Source organism: Bacteroidota bacterium (genome assembly GCA_016720935.1).
Lineage (GTDB): Bacteria > Bacteroidota > Bacteroidia > AKYH767-A > 2013-40CM-41-45 > JADKJP01.
Genome location: JADKJP010000005.1, coordinates 362083 through 379352, shown reverse-complemented (window position 1 = coordinate 379352; position 17270 = coordinate 362083). Strand labels below are relative to the sequence as shown.

10 protein-coding genes are annotated in these 17270 nt (G+C 42.4%); 7 read left to right on the top strand and 3 right to left on the bottom strand.

Annotation, left to right across the window (positions count from 1 at the left end):
• Positions 1 to 30: 30 nt before the first annotated feature.
• Positions 31 to 3213, top strand: a complete 3183-nt coding sequence (locus IPP86_07995; protein ID MBL0138456.1) for a PKD domain-containing protein — start codon at positions 31 to 33, stop codon at positions 3211 to 3213.
• Between the two features lie 101 nt (positions 3214 to 3314).
• On the opposite strand, the gene IPP86_07990 is transcribed toward IPP86_07995, so the two are convergent.
• Entirely contained in the window at positions 3315 to 3824 is a 510-nt protein-coding gene (locus IPP86_07990; protein ID MBL0138455.1) for a DUF421 domain-containing protein, read from the bottom strand.
• Positions 3825 to 3969: 145 nt separating this feature from the next.
• Here IPP86_07990 and IPP86_07985 point away from each other — a divergent pair, with 145 nt between their 5' ends.
• From IPP86_07985 to IPP86_07970, 4 genes are all read left to right on the top strand, one after another.
• Positions 3970 to 4305, top strand: a complete 336-nt coding sequence (locus IPP86_07985; GenBank protein ID MBL0138454.1) for a (2Fe-2S) ferredoxin domain-containing protein — start codon at positions 3970 to 3972, stop codon at positions 4303 to 4305.
• Positions 4298 to 4648: a hypothetical protein gene (locus tag IPP86_07980; GenBank protein MBL0138453.1), complete on the top strand. Its 351-nt coding sequence runs from the start codon at positions 4298 to 4300 to the stop codon at positions 4646 to 4648. Before IPP86_07985 ends, IPP86_07980 begins: the two co-directional genes overlap by 8 nt.
• A 179-nt stretch (positions 4649 to 4827) precedes the next feature.
• On the top strand, positions 4828 to 7917 hold the full coding sequence (locus IPP86_07975; protein ID MBL0138452.1) for a DUF4397 domain-containing protein: 3090 nt from the start codon (positions 4828 to 4830) through the stop codon (positions 7915 to 7917).
• 149 nt (positions 7918 to 8066) lie between these two features.
• Entirely contained in the window at positions 8067 to 8939 is an 873-nt protein-coding gene (locus IPP86_07970; GenBank protein MBL0138451.1) for a MerR family transcriptional regulator, read from the top strand.
• A 133-nt stretch (positions 8940 to 9072) separates the two neighbouring features.
• On the opposite strand, the gene folE is transcribed toward IPP86_07970, so the two are convergent.
• Positions 9073 to 9771, bottom strand: a complete 699-nt coding sequence (folE, locus tag IPP86_07965; protein MBL0138450.1) for a GTP cyclohydrolase I FolE — start codon at positions 9769 to 9771, stop codon at positions 9073 to 9075.
• Between the two features lie 201 nt (positions 9772 to 9972).
• On the opposite strand from folE, the gene IPP86_07960 reads away from it, so the two are divergent.
• Positions 9973 to 10485: an RNA polymerase sigma factor gene (locus tag IPP86_07960; protein MBL0138449.1), complete on the top strand. Its 513-nt coding sequence runs from the start codon at positions 9973 to 9975 to the stop codon at positions 10483 to 10485.
• Between the two features lie 131 nt (positions 10486 to 10616).
• Positions 10617 to 11309: a phosphoribosylformylglycinamidine synthase subunit PurQ gene (gene purQ / locus IPP86_07955; protein ID MBL0138448.1), complete on the top strand. Its 693-nt coding sequence runs from the start codon at positions 10617 to 10619 to the stop codon at positions 11307 to 11309.
• Positions 11310 to 11375: 66 nt separating this feature from the next.
• Here the strand turns inward: purQ and IPP86_07950 are convergent, their stop codons facing one another.
• The gene (locus tag IPP86_07950) at positions 11376 to 17105 is read right to left on the bottom strand and encodes a M4 family metallopeptidase (protein MBL0138447.1); all 5730 of its coding nucleotides are present in this window, start codon (positions 17103 to 17105) and stop codon (positions 11376 to 11378) included.
• Positions 17106 to 17270 lie beyond the last annotated feature (165 nt).

Sequence of the window (17270 nt, the reverse complement as noted above, 5' to 3'; positions counted from 1 at the left end):
AAAGATCAATAAAAATCTAACCAGACCGCTATGAAAAAACTACTACTTCACGCGTTTTGTGCCTTTGTATTCTTGTTTTTCATTCAACTACAAGCAACTGCACAGGGCACTTACAACATCTGCTCGATCACGCAGACTACCGATACGAGCGGTACGTTGTTTGACACCGGTGGACCAACCGGTGGTTACCAGGTAACCGAAGATTGTTCCTTGCTTGTTCAACCTTCTTGTGCCGTAAGCATCACTCTCAACTTTACTTCCTTCGAAACAGAGTCAGGGTTCGACTTTTTTACTGTTTATGATGGAACAACAATCAATGACCCGCAAGTATTATCGGCAGACGGTAATACGGTTCCTGGTCCTGTAACCTGTACTTCCGGTTCCATGTTGATTGTATGGCATTCAGATATTTCTATTACGTTCGCCGGATTTGAATGTAACTGGACATCAGTTATTGCATCCAGTGTAGCGCCTACTGCTGACTTCGTAATCGCAGATCCAAATCCTCCACTGGCAACGGGTGTTCAATTTACTGATTTGAGCGTTGGTTCACCAACTGCATGGCTTTGGGATTTCGGTGATGGAGATACTGCACGTAGTCAGAACCCTGTTCATGCATTTGACAATCCCGGTACATATACTATCACGCTGATTGCATTTACTTGTAATGAATCAGATACTATTACACAAACACTCACCGTTCAGGGTCCTCCTCAAATCCTTGTTACACCTGATTCGCTTGTTGCGAATGCACAGTGCGGAGACATCGTAAATTTCAATCTTGCTATCAGTAACATTGCAGGTGGTGAATTGGTTTACAACCTCAATGGTGCTTCCGGTGCAACGATTCGTGTACTTTCAATGAAATACGGATCCGACTTGTTTGCTGAATATCCACACACAATTGCTGCGATTAATCAATACTTTACAAACTACACTCTGACAGAAACCTCAACTACCGATCCTGGTACATTGAGCGGATTGTTGGTTGGGAAAAATGTTCTGTTGATTCCTGAACAAGAAACAGGTGACCCTAACGTATGGACAAATCTTGGTCCGGTAATTCGCCAGTTTTTGAACAACGGTGGAAGTGTTATCTGGTGCGGATCTTATTCTTCTGAATCAGATTGTATGTTTAACACCGGCGTTTGGACGGGTACTTTCAATCAACAACTTGTTGCACAAACTGTCGATGTAATTAATGCTGCTCACCCTCTTGTTGCCGGACTGGGAGTTCCAAACTTCACTTCTCCGAATGCTACATTTATCAGCGATCTTACAAATCCTGACAAAGAACAAATTGTCGCGTTCAACAACAGTGATGTAGTTGCTACTCGTATTTACGGAAGCGGAAAAGCTATTTTCATTGCATTCGATTATTACAGCACAACCAATGAAAACGCACGCATTCTTGCCAATGCAATTTCATGGGGCGGCGAAAACAATCTTGCATCATGGGTTCAGTTGAGTCAGACAAATGATACAGTTGCTGCCGGTAATACTTCAAACGTAACTGTAACATTCCAAACAACGGGACTTCCTGCTGGGACTTATTATACAAATATTGCTGTTTCCAGCAATGATCCGGTTACACCTATGGTAATCGTTCCATGTACTCTTACTGTGAGCGGTTTGCCAATCGTAGCGCTTTCTGACTCATGTGTAGACTTCGGACAAGTGATGCAGTTTACAAACGTATCACGTACTTTCAACCTGATTAACAATGGTTGCGATACGCTGTTCGTTGGTTCAATTACGTCCAACCAGCCTGAATTTTCAGTGACTTCAAACGTAGCGTATCTCCTTCCCGGAGCATACAGTACCATCACTGTTGATTTCCAATCATCCGCTCTTGGACCATTCAATGCAATCATCAGTATTCCGAATAATGATGTGGATACAACAGTTTGTGTGAGCGCTCTATCAGTTCCTGCTCCGGTCATTGACGCGAATCCTGTATCAGGTGTAGCAGTATCTTCACCTGCCTGTGGAACAACAACCAGCAGCTCATTCTATCTGCTCAATACAGGAGGAAGCGATCTGAACTACAGCATCGCGGGTACTCCGGCCTGGGTAACAACAACCCCAACAGGTTCTGGTACTCTTACTGCAGGAGACTCTGTACTCATCACACTTGATTTCAACACCGGCGTATTGGTTGGCGGAGATTACACTACAAACATTCTCTTCACTTCCAACGATCCTCAAACACCTACATTCAGTGTTCCTTGTACTCTGACAGTTGGAATCAATCCTTGTATTGATTACACATTCACATCGAATACATGTACCGGTTTCACAGATTTCACAAGTACTTCAATCAATATACCGGACACCTACCATTGGGATTTTGGTGACGGCGACACTTCTGATGTTGCAAATCCAACACATGCCTACGCATCCAATGGAACATATACTGTTACTTTGATTGCATGTAATGCCGGTGGTTGTGATACAGCTACGTATTCAGTTCAGGCAATCATCACTGGTCCTGTCGCGAATACCTGCTATCCTGCAACAACAAACTATTGCTGTGGTGTAGGTCTTGTGAATGTAACTCTCGCTCACATCAACAACAATACAAATGATGGTATCGATGGTTATCAGGATTATACTTGTACAGACACAACAACACTTCTTACAAATAACCAATACTGGTTTACAGCTACTACCGGAATCATTTATGTTGAAACCGTAAAAGCCTGGATCGACTGGAACAATGATGGTTCATTCGACCCTGCTACTGAACAAGTGTTTGGTGATTCTGCTGTTCTTACTAACCATGCCGGATTCATTTCCGTGCCCGGAACTGCAACTCTTGGTCAACCACTTCGTTTCCGTGTTGCTTCCGATTATAGCGGTAATGCAAGCCCGACACCATGTCTGGCACTTGACAAAGGTCAGGTTGAAGACTATTCAATATTCCTGACTTTTGACAACAAAGTACCTACTTTAGCTTCTACTGTTGGTTTCAATGTGTATCCAAATCCTTTCAATCGTTCAACGAAGATTGAATACAAATTGAACAGCTCTGCTAAAGTATCTGTGGAGGTGTTTAATGTAATGGGAGAAAAAGTTCAAAGCTATAGCCAGAACGAACTTCAGTCAGCAGGTAAACACAGCTACTCATTCGAAACTGCCAGCAATGGTGTGTACTTCGTAAAACTCACAATTGACGGAGCTTCAGTAGTTGAGAAAATTGTAAAAATGTAATTTCTCATTGACAAGAGGATCATTCTGATTGTCGAAGAATAAAAAGTCCGGATCGTTTTAAACGGTCCGGACTTTTTATTTATCAAAGAATGTATTTTTAATCAGCTGGATTTTTTCAGAGCTCTGTGTGCTTTGATTTTCTTGACAATTTTCTTTTGATAATTTTCAGAGAGGATGCTGATGTTTCCATCAACTTCAAGAACTGCAAGATCAACATTGTTGATGGATGGAATGCCGTGTTCCCGGATCGTAGCCTCCAATTCTTCCATTGATATTCTCTCTTTCTTTAAATTTTCCTGAATGATATTTCCATGGTGAACGAGCATTACGGGATCTCCCTGAATAAATTCATTTACTGATTTACTCCGGTATAACACTTGTTTGAAAATATAATTGGCGCTAAACAAACCAAGCGCGGCGAGTATTCCTCCCCACATGCTGGTGTCAGGCCCAACCATCGCGTTCTGAACAGAGTTGCTGATCAACAAAATAAAAACCAGATCAATGACCGAAAGTTGTGCAAGTTCTTTTTTGCCGAATAATCGAATGGCCAGAACGATGAATACATAAATGCCAATACTTCTAAGCGGAATTTCAATGTAAGGTGACATATCTGTAGTGTTGAGGTGTATTTAAGATTTTAAATTATATCCAAGGTAGGAAATATGTGGCAGATTTGTTTTTGTCAGAGCACAGCGGATCCATTGTATTGGAAGGATAGGTTTTGTGGCAGCATATTCTCTATATATTTGTGTAATGAAATTTGAAAAGCACATTTTTATTTGTACAAATCAACGCGCTGAGGGAACCCGTAAATCGTGCGGAGAAGCCTGCGGAATGGAACTTGTCAAGGCATTTAAAAAAGCGGTCAAGGACAATGGGTTGAAAGGAACAGTAAGGGCTCAGCGTTCCGGTTGTCTGGATGCCTGTGAATTTGGTCCTTCTATGGTTGTTTATCCGGAAGGTGTATTTTATGGAAGTGTACAACTTTCCGATGTTGATGAGATTGTCAGAGAGCATGTCATCAACAACCGGCCTGTTGAACGATTAATCATTGATTTTTCAAAAGCGAATACTGCAGCAGATGAATGAGGAGTTGCCAGAAAAGTATCGTCATGATTTAGCAATTGTTCGAGACACGGCTGAACAAGTGATGAAGGATTTTGGAGTGATGGGTCTTGTAATAAATTTTAGCGGTGATCCGTTCAGAGCATACGAAGAGTTAAAAGAACAGATTTCACCTGTTTTATATGAATTGTTTCAAAATGACCGATCGAGATTTCAGTCACTTTTGTATCGCATTGATATCAGTGAATCCAAATTTCGAAAATTGCTCGGTCAATCAACACAGCATAATTTTTCATTTGACCTTGCTGATATGATTCTTCAGAGAGAGTTTCAAAAGGTTCTAACCCGGCGTTTTTTTTCAAAATAGGAATTCCCGTAAACGCGAAGAAACAATTCAAAACAGAAGACAACAGATCTGTTTCAAAAAAGTTCAGAGGATAAATTAAAATTTTATTAAATCTTTATTCGGAAAACAATTTCTGTAATGGAGGTGTTTACTGTTCTTAATAACCCCAATACTCCTCTAACTCAAAAACTCTACAAAAAATGAAAACCTCCTTTAAACTAATGTTTGTGATAGCCGCAGGATTGCTGTTCTCACAAATATCTAAGGCTCAGACCGCCGAACTTCAGGTCATACATAATTGTGCGGATCCCGCCGCCGATTCGGTTGATATATATGTAAACGGGGCTTTAACACTTGATAATTTTGCATTTCGTACAGCAACTTCATTTTTAACACTTCCTTCCGGTGTAGATATCAATGTTGGTGTTGCACCAAAGAACAGTTCATCAGCGGCAGATACACTTAAGAATTTTATTTTTAATCTGGCAAATGGTCAGCGTTATGTAGCTGTTGCCAGTGGTGTATTGAATACGGCAGGATTCTCTGCGAATCCCAATGGTGTGAATACAGGATTTACAATTTTGGTAAAAGACAATATCCGGAGTGCTTCCGGTTCGGGTTCCGATGTTGATTTCGTGGTCTTGCATGGTGCAACAGATGCGCCCGCCGTGGATGTTATACCGCAGAGTTCTGCTGTGCCATTGGTCAGCAATGCAGCGTATACAGACATTACAGGCTACCTAACAGTACCGGCAAGTACTTATATTTTAAATATTACTCCTGCCGGAAGTAATTCAACGGTCGTTGCTTCTTACAATGTCGATTTATCATCATTGGGCGGTGGAGCAGCGGTGGTTTTTGCCTCTGGATTCCTGGATCCCATGATGAATCAAAATGGACCAGCGTTTGGCTTGTATGCGGCTCTTCCAAATGGAACCGTGGTCGCTTTCCCGGCTGCAACCACAGCACGTTTGCAGGTGATTCACAATGCAGCGGATCCAGCGGCAGCGGTAGTGGATGTTTATCTGAATGGTACATTATTGCTTCCTGATTTTGCATTTCGCACGGCGACACCTTTCATTGATGCACCTGCTGGTACATTGCTGAATATTGGAATTGCTCCAGGCAATAGCACGTCTGTAAGTGATACCCTGAAGAATTTCGAAGTGACATTGCAGGCAGGTCAATCTTATGTAGCCGTTGCGAATGGAAATGTAGGAACAGGATTCGCAGCGAATCCGGATGGTCGTTCAACAGCATTCACGTTGTTGGTTAAAAATACAGTTCGCGAAGCGGGAACATCGGGAAGTAATGTTGATTTCTTTGCACTGCACGGAGCAACAGACGCGCCAACAGTTGACGTTATTCCGCAAAGTTCGGTTACTCCTCTGGTGAATGACGCCGCATATGGCGATATCACTTCTTACCTTAGTGTACCGGCCGCATCCTATATTCTGAATGTTACTCCAGGCAATGACAATTCAACCGTAGTTGCCTCTTATCTTGCTGATCTCTCAACTTTAGGTGGAGGTGCAGCTGTTGTTTTCGCATCCGGTTACCTGGATCCGTTAGCAAATAACAACGGACCGGCTTTCGGCTTATATGCTGCTCTTCCAAATGGAACCGTAGTCGCTTTCCCGGCTGCAACCACAGCACGTTTGCAGGTGATTCACAATGCAGCGGATCCAGCAGCTGCGGTAGTGGACGTTTATCTGAATGGTACATTATTGCTTCCTGATTTTGCATTTCGCTCAGCCACGTCGTTCATTGATGCTCCGGCAGGCACTTTGCTGAATATTGGAATTGCACCGGGCAACAGTACTTCAGTTAGTGATACCCTGAAGAATTTCGAAGTGACATTGCAGGCCGGTCAATCGTATGTCGCAGTTGCGAATGGAAATGTAGGAACAGGATTCGCAGCGAATCCGGATGGTCGTTCAACAGCATTCACGTTGTTGGTGAAAAATACAGTTCGCGAAGCGGGAACATCAGGAAGTAATGTTGATTTCTTTGCATTGCACGGAGCAACAGACGCGCCAACAGTTGACGTTATTCCGCAAAGTTCGGTCACTCCTCTGGTGAATGACGCCGCATATGGCGATATCACTTCTTACCTTAGTGTACCGGCCGCATCCTATATTCTGAATGTTACTCCAGGCAATGACAATTCAACCGTAGTTGCCTCTTATCTTGCTGATCTCTCAACTTTAGGTGGAGGTGCAGCTGTTGTTTTCGCATCCGGTTACCTGGATCCGTCAGCAAATAACAACGGACCGGCTTTCGGCTTATATGCTGCTCTTCCAAATGGAACAGTTGTCGCTTTCCCGGCTGCAACCACAGCACGTTTGCAGGTGATTCACAATGCAGCTGATCCAGCGGCAGCGGTAGTGGACGTTTATCTGAATGGTACATTATTGCTTCCTGATTTTGCATTTCGCACGGCGACACCTTTCATTGACGCTCCTGCTGGTACATTGCTGAATATCGGAGTCGCTCCAGGCAATAGCACTTCTGTAAGTGATACACTGAAAAATTTCGAAGTAACACTTCAGGCAGGTCAATCTTATGTCGCAGTTGCGAATGGAAATGTAGGAACAGGATTCGCTGCCAATCCCGACGGAAGACCAACAGATTTTACATTGTTTGTTAAAGCCGGAGTTCGTGAAGCAGCGGCAGATAATTCAACGGTAGATTTCTTTGCATTGCATGGTGCAAGTGACGCGCCAACCGTAGACGTCATTGCCCGTGGCGTAGCAACGCTGGTCGACGATGCAGCATATGGAGATCTTACAGGTTACATTTCTGTACCACCCTCCATTTATACACTTGATGTTACACCAGGTGCTAACAATTCAGTGATAGTTGCCTCCTATCTTGCTGATCTCTCAACTTTAGGTGGTGGCGCAGCTGTTGTTTTTGCTTCCGGATTCCTTGATCCTACAGCAAATAACAATGGAGAACCATTCGGTTTATTTGCAGCCTTGCCGAATGGAACTGTTGTTCCTTTCACAAACACAACAGGAGTAAATGAAGAGAAAGATGTTATTGGAGGCATGTATCCTAACCCGGCGAGTGAAACGATTAATATTTCTTTGAAAGAAAAATCTTCGAATCCACTCACGATTACAATTTCTGATGCAAGCGGAAGAATTGTTTCCCTTACATCGATGGTAGCACCGGATGGAGAAACTTTAAAAATTAGTCTGGGTGAGCTTGCAGGGGGACTTTATTCCTGTACGGTTACAACTGAGACTGCGTCATCCAGTAGGTCTTTTGTTGTAATTCGTTAAAAACACATACATTATTACGTTCAGAATCCCTGCAGTCTTCTGCAGGGATTTTTTGCTTTTCTAATGGTATGAAATCCTCTGTAATTCTTATTTTTACGAACAATAAGGGTGGAGGATAAACAAATTATCTTTCAGATTGTTAAAGAACCATGGCCCAGTATTCCATAAAAGATATTGAAATGATGACCGGTATAAAGGCTCATACGCTTCGTATTTGGGAGCAACGTTACAATATCCCATTACCAAAACGGACCTCAACCAATATCAGATATTACGATGACGAGGATCTCCGTTTGCTTTTAAATATTTCTCTTCTCAATCTTCACGGCCATAAGATTTCTGAAATTACCAGATTCAGTGATAAAGAAATCCGGGATCTTGCGATCAATTATTCTATTCGATCAGAAAAGCATGAAGTGCATATTCAGTCACTCATGTCTACGATGATCAACCTGGATGAACAGTCATTTGAGAAAATTCTTTCGACAAGTATTTTGCAATATGGATTGCCACGTACAATCATAGAAGTGATATTTCCATTTATGAATATGCTTGGTGTTATGTGGATGACCGGAACCGTGAATCCTGCTTATGAACATTTCATCACAAATCTGGTAAGACAAAAATTGATTGTCGCGATTGATGGCCAAGTCAATACTGTAAGTAATAAAAAGAAAAAATGTCTGTTATTTTTACCGGAAGGAGAGAGTCATGAAATTGGTTTGTTGTTTGCCAATTACATGTTGCGTGCGGCCGGTCATCATACTCTATATCTTGGACAGAATTTACCAATTTCGGATCTGCAACGTGTAAAAGAAAAATACAATCCGGATATTGTTTTTACCTCCCTCACTACCGGATTTCCATTATTGGTAGCGAAAGGCATGATCAGTGAGCTCAATTCCTTTTTCCCTGATTCAACAATACTGCTTACCGGTCGTTATTTCGTTGATAAACTACAGGAACTTGAAGGAAACGTTCATTACATACAATCTATCGAGGACTTGAAAGTCTTTCTTTAAATTTTTATTTGGATATTTTATTTTAATCATTCGACTTTCACTGTCGAATTTATTCTGTAAACCTTTCTGCTATTTCAAATCCGCTTTGTGGTGACTTCCGGATCTCAATGAAGATTTATACAAATGAAATTTATTATTTCCCGGAATTTGAATTAACAACATGCAAAAATTCCCGACGTGTTGCTTCGGATAAAAATTTTCCATGATATGAAGAAGTAATTGTACTGCTATGAATATCCTTTACTCCTCTTGATTGAACACAAAGATGTTCTGCTTCTATGAATACAGCGACATCTTCTGTTTTCAATACATTTTTTAGTTCATTGGCAATTTGAACGGTCAAGCGTTCCTGAACCTGTGGTCTTTTGGAAAAATATTCAACGAGCCGATTGAGTTTTGATAATCCAATAACTTTTCCGCTTGAAATGTATGCAACGTGAGCATTTCCTATGATTGGAACGAAATGATGTTCACAGGTAGATTGAACGCTGATGTTTTTCTCAATCAACATTTGTTTGTACTGGTACTTATTTTCAAAAAGTGTGATAGATGGAAAATTTTTAGGATTCAATCCGCGAAATGTTTCTTGTACGAACATTTTCGCAACCCTTTTAGGGGTTCCTTTCAAACTATCGTCAGTTAAATCCAGCCCCAGGACATTCATTATATCCCTGAATTTCAGAGCTATAATCTCCATTTTCTCCTCATCAGAGAGATTGAAAGCGTCATTTCGCAACGGGGTTTCGGTGCTATTGGATGAATGGTCTTCCCCTAAAAGCTCTTCTATTGAGCTAAAATCTTGATTGTCAATCAAATCTGTTTTAATGCGCATAAGTATGTTTATATATTATACAAATATATTAAACATGATATGTTGCAAAATGTTCAAAAAGCAGGTATTTAGATATTTGTTAATATTTATGTTTAACAAATAGTATAAAATATTAAACAAAAGTCTTGGAATTAACAGATACACTATATACATTTGTATTCACAAAATTCTTACAACGTCCAAACCATTAATCTACAGATCATGAAATCAAACCTGCCATTTAAAGAGCTCGTCTGTGATGAATCAAAACCTTTGCGCGCATTTGCAATGAAACTCACTCAGGATCATGAAGAGGCGAACGATTTGGTACAGGATACTTTGCTCAAAGCGATTGTGAATGAGGAAAAATTTTCAGAAGGAACAAACCTGAAGGGCTGGTTATACACAATCATGAAAAATATTTTCATCAACAAATACCGCCGGGCGATGAAATCAAATATTTTTAATGATGATACAGATAATCAGTATTATATCAACTCATCAAATAATGCGAGCAGAAATGAGGGTGATGGTAATCTGGTAATGAAGGATGTGAACAATGCTCTTTCCGGATTATCAGAAAATTTGCGCACTCCATTTTTACTGAGTTATACTGGGTACAAATACGAAGAAATTTCGCAGAAGCTCCAGATTCCACTGGGCACCGTAAAAGTCAGGATACACAATGCAAGAAAAGAGTTAATGCAAAAGCTTGCTGTATACAGAACTAAATAATCTCCATTTTAATTAAAAAGCGAGGGCCGGTTGAAAAACCGGTCCTTTTTTTATGCAATCAGGCCTCTATTCTTCAACTCAAATACTCTGCGATTGAAGTGCAATCGTGGTAAAATTTATACCTTTATGCCATGAAATTCGGCGTTGTAGTATTTCCAGGCTCAAATTGCGATGAAGACATGGTATATGTCTTACGCAACATCATGCATCAGGAAGTTGTAAAACTCTGGCATAAGGATCATGATTTGCAAAATTGTGATTGCATCATTCTTCCCGGAGGATTTTCATACGGTGACTATCTTCGTTCAGGAGCAATTGCGCGCTTTTCTCCAATCATGAAAGAAGTGATTGAATTCGCGAATAAAGGGGGAGTAGTGATAGGCATTTGTAATGGATTTCAAATACTTTGTGAATCCGGATTATTACCGGGAGCATTACTTCACAATAACCAGCATCAATTTATTTGCAAAAATATTTTCATCAAAGCGGAGCATCAGGATTCATTGCTTACTTCACAAATTCCATCGACAGTTGTCTTGAAAATTCCGATTGCTCATGGAGAAGGAAAGTATTATACAGATGATAGTACTTTAGCATCTATGGAGGAAAATGGACAAATTTTATTCCGTTACTGCGATGAAAATGGAAAGCTTACAGAAGCGTCAAATCCAAACGGCTCTCTTCAGGGTATCGCTGGAATATGCAATGCATCAAAAAATGTATTTGGCATGATGCCACATCCGGAAAGAGCCGCAGATGTGAATCTTGGCAATACAGATGGAAAAATTATTTTTGAATCGATTTTAAATCTGGTAAAAGCATAATTTAATTGAAATAAAAAAAACGGCGCTGGAAATTTCCAGCGCCGTTTTTTATTTCGGTATTATAGATTATTGCTTAATCATTCGGATGATCTTTTCTTCGCCATCCGCTGTACGTAACTGAAGCAGATAAATTCCGTCAGCAAAATCAGTCATGTTAAGATCCACCTGATTGTTTCCGGATTGCGCCTGCACTTGCTGAATTATGAGAGGTCTTCCAGTCAAATCTGTAACAGTAAGAAAAACAGGAGCCATTTTATCCGAAGTGAAAGTGCAGCTGAACTTGTCCGCAGAAGGATTCGGGAATAAATTGAATTCATCAGCACTAACGGTTCCTGAGAGTCTGCAATTGATGGAAACTGTTAACGATCTTGATGTTGCCGATCCACAAGAATTGGAAGCAACGACCCTTACAGTTCCTGAATTACTTCCCCAATTGACGCTAATTGTTCCTGTACCTTGTCCGCTTACAATGCTGGCGCCCGTTGGTACAGTCCAGTTGTAGGTCACTCCGCTTTGTGTTGCACAACTGTATGTCAATCCGGTTTGGCCGGTACAAACAGATGCTGAACCGCTGATGGATGCTGGCCTTGCCGGAACTCCTGTTACAGTGAGACAACGTGCAATGCTACTTCCGCATGCATTGTTGGCAGTGACACAAACTGATCCTGTTACAGGATTTCCAAATCGTACGACAACAGAGTTAGTGCCTTGTCCGGACGTTACTGCCGCCCCTGCAGGAACAGTCCATGTATATGAAGTTGCTCCGCTCACAGCATTAATTGAATATGGAACTGCGGAGAGATTACACAGATTGTTTGCCTGTCCGGTGATTCCGCCCGGTGTAGTTGGTACGGAACGGATAGTGGTTGATCTGTTTGCACTGGTACCGCAAGAGTTGCTGGCATTCACACTGATGGTTCCTGAAGTAAATACAGCAGGAAGTGTGAATTGAATAGTTCGCGTACCCTGGCCACTGATAATCGTTGACCCTGAAGGCACCGACCAGGCATAAGAAGTTGCATTGGTTACGGCAGCGACGGAGTAAGTTTGTGTTGACCCGGCGCATGCACCAACCAGGTTACCGGAAATGGCACCCGGTGTTCCGGGAGTATTTTGTGATGAAATAGATTTGCATGTAGAAGGACTTGTACCACACGCGTTGGACGCAGTCACACAAATGCTACCCGCCGATACTGTATTATTCAACCGGAAAGTGATCGCAGTTGTTCCTTGTCCTGCAGTAATAGTATAACCGGAAGGTAATGTCCAGTTGTAAGAAGTCGCTCCGCTCACAGCAGCGATAGATGCAGTATTCCCGATAGAGGAACGACAGAAGACAGTAGCCGAAGTGATACTTCCTGGAGCCAGAGGCGCGGAGGTACATCCACCACAAGTCTGTACAGTGATTGTTGTATTTGCTGAATTTGTACAGCCGCCATTACTATAAGTATAAGTGATAGTATAAGTACCGACACCAATTGCCGGATTAAATGTATTTCCACTTACACTCGTACCACTGAATGTTCCACCGGCCGGAGTACCACTGAGTGTGACCAATCCGTCTGTGTTGCAAACCGCGGCATATGTTCCTGCATTAACTGTTGGAAGAGCATTGACTGTGATCGTTGTTGAAGCCGCGCTCACACAACCATTCGCATTCGTATAGGAATAATTAATGGTGTAGGTTCCAACACCTGTTGCCGGGTTAAATGAGTTTCCGGTCACACCGGTACCGCTAAATGTACCACCTGCAGGTGATCCTGTCAAACTAACAGTTCCGCTGTTTGTACAAACGGCATTGTATGTTCCTGCGCTAACTGCAGGGGCATCATATACATCAATAATTGTTGTCGCCGAACTGGAACAGGTTCCATTATTATAAGTGTAGGTAATCGTGTATGATCCTGCTCCCACAGAAGGATTAAATGAAGAGCCACTCACACCCGTACCGCTGAATACTCCACCGGCAGGAGAACCTGTCAAAGAAACCAAACCACTATTCGAACATGTAGGAGAATAGGAACCTGCATTCACAGTCGGTCCTGCATTCACTGTGATAGTAGTTGTTGCTGAATTTGTACAGCCTCCGGATGAATAAACATATGTGATTGTATAACTACCAGCACCTATAGCAGGGTTAAACGTATTTCCACTCACACCTGTGCCGCTGAATGTTCCGCCTGCGGGAGTTCCTGATAATGTGATCGCAGAACTATTGGAACAAACAGGAGAATAGGTTCCTGCACTAACTGATGGTATCGGATTAACCGTGATCGAAGTTGTTGCAGAGGCAGAACATCCGTTTGCAGCGGAATAAGAATAGGTAATGTTATAGGTTCCCGGGCCAATAGCCGGATTAAACGATGAACCACTTACACCTGTTCCACTGAATGTACCACCGGAAGGAGTTCCTGAAAGTGCAACAGCGGCAGCATTTGAACAAACAGCGGAATATGTACCGGCATTCACTGTAGGTGCTGCATTCACAGTAATGGAAGTGGATGCACTATTTGAACAACCGTTTGCATTTGTGTATGCATAGCTGATTGAATAAGTTCCTGCTCCCACTGAAGGGTTAAACGAAGAGCCACTTACTCCTGTACCAGAAAATACTCCGCCTGCAGGAGTACCGGAAAGAGAAACAGCAGCAGCATTTGAACAAACAGCACCATAAGTTCCGGCGCTTACTGATGGCAGAGCATTTACGGTGATGTTTGTGCTTGCTGAATTTGAACAGCCGCCGGAACTGTAGGAATAATTTATGGAGTAAGTTCCTGCTCCTACAGACGGGTTGAATGTATTTCCGCTCACACCGGTACCGCTAAATGTTCCGCCTGCAGGTGATCCTGTAAGATTTACCAATGCGCTGTTTGCACAAACAGCAGAATAAGTTCCTGCATTTACTGTTGGCAATGGATTCACAGTAATGGTTGTTGAATTGCTTCCGGTACAACCTGTTCCTACATCTGTATAGCTATAGTTGATGGTGTATGTTCCTGCTCCCACAGCAGGATTGAAAGAATTTCCGCTTACACCAGTACCACTAAAGGTACCACCTGCCGGTGTTCCTGAGAGTGTAACTGCAGCAGCATTTACACAAACCGGAGAATACGTTCCTGCACTTACGGAAAGTCCACCGCCAATCGTAACGGCAGTTACCGGTGAAGTTGCCGGTCCGCAATTGGGTGTTGGATTCGTTGTTGCAGGGAAATTAATTGTCCAGCTATTGATTGTACCGACATCAGCACCGGCTCTGTCATAAACACGGAGGTTCCATGTTCCATTCGGATTCATAGTTCCGTTTCCGATTGAAGCAAAGGATGTTTTTGTGGAGTTGGTACAGGAAGTAATCGCGGAGGCCCAGGGTTTAAATGTCCCTGTAAATGGAGCAGTCCCTGTAGTAACAGTGTTAGCTCCCGCGTCAGAAAATACAGTATTTGTAAAATTATCACCGGAACCTCCGGCCTGATTACTCAAACCGAGGACATCTCCATTGGGAGCTTCTAACATTAAGACCAGATCACCATCGTAGGTGTGAGTGACATTGATACTGATTGTAATTCCTGATGTTGGAAATGTTGTCGGCAATCCACTGACAACGATTCCGCTGACAGCAGGTGCAGTACAAGTGTTATCCGGAATGGATACTACAGAAGATGTACTGTTGCTTTGCGGAGCTGTTGTTGTAGCGGAAAGTGTGAAGGAGTAATTCCCGTTCTGTGTTGCTGAATAAGTTGAAGCATTCGCGCCACCAATAGGAGCTCCGTTCAGATTCCATTGGATTCCGTACCCTGCAGTGTTATTTGCACTGAGCAAAACATTACTACAACCTGAAACAGAACCAGAAGGTGAAACTGTTGGGGTAAGCTGAATCACGTTTACAGTAACCGCGTTGGAGGTAAAGGTTGCAGCACCACATCCACCTGTAGTTGTTACAGTATAGGTACCGGCCTGGTTAGCTGTGTAAGTTGAAGAGGTAGCGCCACCAATTGGTGTGCTGTTCCTGTTCCACTGATATGTTGAACTGGAGGAAGCATTTGCGGTCAAATTTACTGAACTACCACTACAAATGGTTGTGGAACCACCAGCAGTAACAGTTGCAGGTCCGCCTGTTCCTGCCGCACCAATACCAACTGCATACCATGCATTTGTCGTTGCGATAACTTCAGCGGAGCATGCACCATATAAATCTGTTGCAGCCTGGATGGAATATGTTCTGGCATCCGAGTATACGGAAGAAGAAGTGAGATAAACAGTGAGCGTACGGAATGCAATGGCGGCAGCTTTAGAAATTCCGATACCGGTTACTGAATATGCATTGCCAATATCATTAGTTCCACTTCCTCCTACGGAAAGAAGATAAAACCAGTAATTCTGTACACCGCTGTTTGTGTGCACACCGCCATTGTCACCGGTTCCTGTGTACCAGCTTGTACCTAAATAAGTGTCAGGCTGTCCATAAGCATTTGGATTGCTATGAGAACGGAATGCAGCACCAATGTCTTCTCCGATCAGCCAGTCTGCACGAGACGGATCAGCATACCATTCAACTGCCGTACCAAAACAATCACTGAAGGATTCATTCAATGCTCCGGATTCGTAGGAGTAAGTGAGGTTTGCAGTGTAGCTCGTGAGACCATGCGTAATTTCATGCCCGCCAATATCGAGAGAAGTAAGTGGAGTGTACGTTGCATTTCCATCTCCGTATGTCATTCGCGTGCCATCCCAGAAGGCATTCACATAATTGGTGCTGTAGTGAATATAACTCAAAAGTTTAAAACCGGCATTGTTAATACTGTTGCGACCAAATGTTGTATAATAATAATCATAGGTCTTTTCTGTGGCTAAATGAGCATCAGTAGCGTACTGATCTTTGTTGGCATTCACATTATTCCAGGTGGTCGTTGCATTTGTAAAGTCAATTGCGTTGGCATAGTTGGTGCCACGCTGCATGTCGTAAGTTTCCATTCCCTGGCCAGCCCCACGACCCGCTTCGCGCAAACGATAACTTCCGTTGAAGCTGTCGGTCATGATCGTTTGGGTACCTGCATAACCTGTAATTGCAGTAGCACTTGTATTAACTTCCTGAATGCGGTCTTGCGTATCAACAATTTCCCCTGTTACCGCATCGACAAAAACATATGTACGACTCATCGGTTCAGCGGCATATATGTCAAATCGGTAAGACAGATGATAAGCTCTTGATTCGGGTTTGCGGGAATCGTATGCATAACAAAGTTGTCCCTTCGGGAAAAAACTTGCAGCAGGATCATTTTGTTCTTTCTTCAACCACGCTTCTTCGTCTGCTGATTGCCATTTGTATTTTGTGGCTCCGATTTTTGAAAGTGCTTTTCCAAGCGCATCGGTTTCTCCCAACACGGTAGTGGTCGCAACTTTAAGATTTGGAAACAATACGCCATTCATTGACTGGATCTTTCCGTTTTTAGCATGCACCAGCCACATGGTGCCTTCGATAGGAAGTCCATTGAAGGTTTGCTGGTATCGGGAATGCTCAAAACCAATTTGGTCGTTATCTTTTGACAAAAGGGTTAAACCAAAATCAGGGCTCATTCCAAAATTCAAACGCAACCATAAATCAGGATCGCCTGCTGCAGGCAAGGCGTTTTCGCTGAAATTAATAAATGAAGGAATAGTGGAATTTTCCGAAAGAATAATTTCACCGGCACCTTTTACAATTGCATTTGCCTGAATCCCTGATAAACGGGTTTCGGCATACAGATTAATTCCTGTGAAGTTCATCAATGCGATGAGGACTCCAGCGTAGATTTTTTTCATGAGATCGTTTTGATTGATTGACAGAAGTAGTTGAGGAAAGGATAAGCAAATTGAGAAAAATTTTAACACATTTTACCGGGGAATGAAAGCCCCTCTTAACAGGTCAGGAAAATTCATTTTGTCTCCAGAAAATGTGCTGATCAAAGAAGGAAAATATTTCAAATT

What these genes read in the sequence shown, in the direction of transcription:
- IPP86_07995 (MBL0138456.1), top strand. Translation starts at nt 31, where the DNA reads ATGAAAAAACTACTACTTCACGCGTTTTGTGCCTTTGTATTCTTGTTT.
- IPP86_07990 (MBL0138455.1), bottom strand. Translation starts at nt 3,824, where the DNA reads ATGTCACCTTACATTGAAATTCCGCTTAGAAGTATTGGCATTTATGTA.
- IPP86_07985 (MBL0138454.1), top strand. Translation starts at nt 3,970, where the DNA reads ATGAAATTTGAAAAGCACATTTTTATTTGTACAAATCAACGCGCTGAG.
- IPP86_07980 (MBL0138453.1), top strand. Translation starts at nt 4,298, where the DNA reads ATGAATGAGGAGTTGCCAGAAAAGTATCGTCATGATTTAGCAATTGTT.
- IPP86_07975 (MBL0138452.1), top strand. Translation starts at nt 4,828, where the DNA reads ATGAAAACCTCCTTTAAACTAATGTTTGTGATAGCCGCAGGATTGCTG.
- IPP86_07970 (MBL0138451.1), top strand. Translation starts at nt 8,067, where the DNA reads ATGGCCCAGTATTCCATAAAAGATATTGAAATGATGACCGGTATAAAG.
- folE (MBL0138450.1), bottom strand. Translation starts at nt 9,771, where the DNA reads ATGCGCATTAAAACAGATTTGATTGACAATCAAGATTTTAGCTCAATA.
- IPP86_07960 (MBL0138449.1), top strand. Translation starts at nt 9,973, where the DNA reads ATGAAATCAAACCTGCCATTTAAAGAGCTCGTCTGTGATGAATCAAAA.
- purQ (MBL0138448.1), top strand. Translation starts at nt 10,617, where the DNA reads ATGAAATTCGGCGTTGTAGTATTTCCAGGCTCAAATTGCGATGAAGAC.
- IPP86_07950 (MBL0138447.1), bottom strand. Translation starts at nt 17,105, where the DNA reads ATGAAAAAAATCTACGCTGGAGTCCTCATCGCATTGATGAACTTCACA.